General features: G+C 61.9%; 6 protein-coding genes. 1 reads left to right on the forward strand and 5 read right to left on the reverse strand.

Annotated features, from left to right (window positions below; genetic code table 11):
* The 5 genes from mobA to moaA form a co-directional block, all read right to left on the reverse strand.
* Positions 1-474, reverse strand: a 474-nt coding sequence (gene mobA / locus AC1DX0_RS31920) for a molybdenum cofactor guanylyltransferase MobA (RefSeq protein ID WP_477358399.1), incomplete at its 3' end; no start/stop codon positions are given.
* 43 nt (positions 475-517) lie between these two features.
* Positions 518-1438, reverse strand: coding sequence for a DMT family transporter (locus AC1DX0_RS31925; RefSeq protein WP_477220529.1), 921 nt, complete (start codon positions 1436-1438; stop codon positions 518-520).
* Positions 1439-1620: 182 nt separating this feature from the next.
* Positions 1621-1980, reverse strand: a complete 360-nt coding sequence (locus tag AC1DX0_RS31930) for a hypothetical protein (RefSeq protein WP_477358401.1) — start codon at positions 1978-1980, stop codon at positions 1621-1623.
* A gap of 119 nt (positions 1981-2099) precedes the next feature.
* Entirely contained in the window at positions 2100-2246 is a 147-nt protein-coding gene (locus tag AC1DX0_RS31935; RefSeq protein WP_477358403.1) for a hypothetical protein, read from the reverse strand.
* A 382-nt stretch (positions 2247-2628) separates the two neighbouring features.
* The gene (moaA, locus tag AC1DX0_RS31940; protein WP_477220532.1) at positions 2629-3624 is read right to left on the reverse strand and encodes a GTP 3',8-cyclase MoaA; all 996 of its coding nucleotides are present in this window, start codon (positions 3622-3624) and stop codon (positions 2629-2631) included.
* Between the two features lie 202 nt (positions 3625-3826).
* On the opposite strand from moaA, the gene AC1DX0_RS31945 reads away from it, so the two are divergent.
* Positions 3827-4180 (forward strand): gamma-butyrobetaine hydroxylase family protein, encoded by a 354-nt coding sequence (locus AC1DX0_RS31945; protein WP_477358404.1) that lies wholly within the window; start codon positions 3827-3829, stop codon positions 4178-4180.
* Positions 4181-4183 lie beyond the last annotated feature (3 nt).

Genomic DNA, 4183 nt, shown 5'->3' on the forward strand with positions numbered 1-4183 from the left:
GTCCTCAACGACCAGGAAATGCCGCAGCGCGTCGCGACAGTCGGTTGGCCACAGCGCGAAGGTCGGGTGCCGCCTGCCGGCCGAAGAGGCGACGGCTATCGAACCGGGATGTTCGCCGGCAGCGGCTGCCAGGCGGTCGACCAGATCGAGCGGCAGGAAAGGCGTGTCGCCGGCAGCGGTAACGACCGCCTTGCATGGCGTGCCGGCTATAGTCCATTCGAGGCCGGTCAGAATGCCGGCAAGCGGTCCGGCAAAGCCTTCCACAGTGTCGGCAAGCACAGGCAGTCCAAACCGGGAAAAGCGTTGCGGATCGCCATTGGCGCTCAGCGCCAGCGTTTCAATTTGTGGGCCAAAGCGCGACAGGACCTGGTCAAGCACGCTGCCGCGGCCAAGCGGCAACAGGCTCTTGTCGCCGCCTCCCATCCGCCTCGACTGGCCACCGGCCAGGACGATCCCTGCAATATCTCGTCTCATGCATCGAGCCTGTACGCCAGCCGGCGGAAATCACAAGACCTGGCTAAATTCCATCCGGCGCCATGGCCGGCCCGGTGGTTTCGGCGACAATCCGTCGCCGACCGACCACCCGCTCGCGATACAGCGCATAGAGACCCGAACAGACGACGATTGTTGCGCCGACAATCATCGGCATGTCCGGTATGTCGCCGAAGACGAACAAGCCAAGCAGGATGGACCAGAGGAGTGCTGTGTAGCGGAACGGCGCGATGAAGGAGATTTCGCCCGAGCGCATCGCCATGATGATGAATTGATAGCCGATGAGCACCAGCACCGCCGCCAGCGCCAGCAGGGCGGTGCTCTTGCCGGTCATCGGTGTCCAGCCACCTATCGGCGACAACAGCACCGCGCCGACGACGGTCATTGCCAATGCGGTGGCGGTCGAGACCAGCATCGTCGGTACGGCTTGGGGGATGCGCTTGGTGGCGAGGTCACGCACCGTGCAGCAGGCGACGCTGGCCAGCGCCCAAAGGGAATAGAGGCTGAAGCCGTCGAAGCCCGGCCGGACGATGATCAGCACGCCGACAAAACCGATGGCGATCGCCAGCCAGCGCCGCCAGCCGACCTTTTCGCCGAAAAACAGCGCGGCACCCATCGTCACCGCAAGCGGCAGCGCCTGAAGGACGGCTGAGACACTGCCGATCGGCAAATGGGCAAGCGCCACCAGGAAGGACACGGTGCCGCCCGCTTCGCCCAGGACACGCATTGCCACCAGCGGCTGCAGCATCAAGCGCGGCCGCGAAAGCGCGCCGCGTTGCCAGGCCAGCAGGCCGACGAAGAGCGAGGCGAATGCCCCTCTGATCAGCATGACCTGCGCCATGTTCATCGATTGCGAAGAGTATTTGGTGATGGCGTCGTTGAGCGTGAAGCCAACCATCGCCACCATCATGAACAATGCGCCGCGAAGATTTGGAGAAAGGGGCAAGACATCTACCGGTTGCTTGGGCAAGCAAGCCTGTAACAGCCCGCCACGAAACAGCAACGGCAAAGGGCTGGGCCAGGACCGGGGCATTTGTCAACGCGGGCGTGAAATCACGTCCTGGATTCGGCACTACGCCGGCCGGGAGGCGGCTCCGCCTCCCGGAAGCTGTAYRGCCTCGGCGATGTCTATTTCTTCGGCGTCAGGATCTCGGYGCCGTTGCCTTCCTTGCCGGCGATGGTCCACAGACCACGCAGCGACCCGTCATCCTCGACCTTGTAGACAACGAGGCCGATATCCTTGCCCATGACGTAGCCGGCGGAGAACGCGTCGTCGTTGCGCATGCAGATGCCATCCGAGGAAGAGCCGCCCGTCTCCCAGTGGATCGTGCAGGTCGTCCCGCTGGTCAGCGTGATGGTGGCTTCGCCATCGTATTTCGATCCGTCGAAATTGGTGCCGGCGACRGTRTARGTGCCGCCGATCGACTGGGCWGCCGCGGGCAGGGCCGTGAGGCCAAGCAATGCRAGAGAAAGAATGAGTTTGCGCATGATTTATTCCCCCTGTGAGCGACGATTCCGCYGCKSGGAAAGCTAGGCCGGAACATGCTGGCGGTAAATCRGGCAACCGTTTGCGGAYSAGACTTTTTYTGGGRTGTKACCGAAAATGCTCATGGYCCYTTGAGGCTGCCGGCGATCGGCCCAATCAGAGGGTCGTATTTCGACTTCAGGGCCGGCGGGTAATCGATCCAGACCGTTCGAATGACGCCATCCTGGCCGAACAGACGTCGCTCGTAAAAGACCTTACCGTCCTTCATGCCCGACAGCACCGCCCAGTYCTTGCCGGYCTTGCTGTAGGTGATSGYGTAGCCSGGCTCTTTGCTCGCTTTCTCAKCYGCGACAAAGCCTTTCGGSGTGTCRTCGTCRRCGTTGWRRATGCCSGAGCAGGTCAGGCTGGCGCCRTCCGCGCTSAGCYAWACCTGYCCGTCGCCATTGTCAGGTTCAGGCTGACGATCGGTGAAAATTTCGTCGGGAAAGGTGCAGACGGTGCCAAAACGCTCGTTCACATAGGTGGACGGCGCGGCGATCGCGTTGGTCGCCGCAATGATAACGACAGTTGCCAGGAACGAAGAACGTCGCCGCATGCTCGCCTCCAAGCCAATAGAGCCAGAAGCGATGTTGCATGAATCTTCGAAAAAATCAGCCGCCAGTCACGCTCATATGCCGTGACACGGAGGGACGGCGGGTGCGGCGGTCGATGATGAAGTCGTGGCCTTTCGGCTTGCGGCCGATGGCTTCGTCGATCGCGTCGGCGACCAGTTCGTTGCCTTCGGATGCGCGCAAGGGCGTGCGCAGATCGGCCGCATCTTCCTGGCCGAGGCACATATAGAGCGTGCCGGTGCAGGTCAGCCGGACGCGGTTGCAGCTTTCGCAGAAATTATGCGTCATCGGCGTGATGAAGCCGAGCTTGCCGCCGGTCTCGGCGACGTGGACGTAGCGGGCAGGGCCGCCGGTCTTGAAGGGGATATCGGTCAGCGTGAACTGGCGCTCCAGCGAAGCGCGCAGCAGCGACAGCGGCAGATACTGGTCGGTGCGGTCGGCATCGATCTCGCCCATCGGCATGGTTTCGATGACCGTCAGATCCATGCCGCGGCCATGCGCCCAGCGCATCATATCGGGCAGTTCGGCGTCGTTGAAATCCTTCAGCGCCACCGCGTTGAGCTTGACCTTCAGCCCGGCTGCCTGCGCGGCATCGATGCCTTGCATGACTTTGTCGACATGGCCCCAGCGGGTGATTTTGTGGAACTTGTCGGCATCGAGCGTGTCGAGCGAGACGTTGATGCGCTTGACGCCGCAATCGGCGAGCTCGGCGGCGAAGCGCGACAACTGCGAGCCGTTGGTGGTCAGCGTCAGTTCTTCCAGCGCGCCGCTGTCGAGGTGGCGCGACAGCTGGCGCACCAGATGTATGATGTTCTTGCGCACCAGCGGCTCACCGCCGGTGAGGCGCAGCCTTTTGACACCTTTTTCGATAAAGACGGTGCAGAGCCGGTCCAGCTCTTCCAGCGACAACAGGTCCTTCTTCGGCAAGAAGGTCATGTCCTCGGCCATGCAATAGGTGCAACGGAAATCGCAGCGGTCGGTGACCGACACGCGCAGGTAATTGATCGTGCGACCGAAGGGGTCGATCATGTCCATGCTTCAAGCGCTTCCCATAGCAGTGAGGCGGCTTCGTTATATACTGCTATGTGATACGAAGCAGCCCACCATTCAAGATACCGCTTCTCGATCTTTGGTAACATCCCCGGGCCGACATCCCATGTCGGCCGGTTTCATCGGGCCTTTTCCCATTCGGCGAAGCGGCGTAGGGAAGGGCAATCGATACGGGATCAAACAGAGCATGACCGCACCAAAAGAACTCAGGGTCTCCAAGGACCGCAAGCTGCTGTCGGTCACCTTTCCCAATCACCATCCATTCGAATTGCCGGCGGAGCTGTTGCGCGTTGCCTCGCCATCGGCCGAGGTGCAGGGTCATTCGCCCGAACAGCGGGTGACGGTTCCCGGCAAGCGCAACGTGGCGATCCTGAAGATCGAGCCGGTCGGCAACTATGCGGTGCGCATCACCTTCGATGATTTCCATGACACCGGCATCTTCAGCTGGAATTACCTGCACACGCTCGGCCACGTGATGGACGAGCGCTGGAATGCCTACCTGGCGGAGCTTGCGGAAAATGGCTTGAGCCGCGACCGCTAACCC

Source organism: Mesorhizobium sp. P3_A9 (assembly GCF_056402975.1).

Bases quoted from the DNA above. Each gene is read 5' to 3' on its own strand.
- AC1DX0_RS31945 (WP_477358404.1), top strand. From the start codon at position 3,827: ATGACCGCACCAAAAGAACTCAGGGTCTCCAAGGACCGCAAGCTGCTG.
- moaA (WP_477220532.1), bottom strand. From the start codon at position 3,624: ATGGACATGATCGACCCCTTCGGTCGCACGATCAATTACCTGCGCGTG.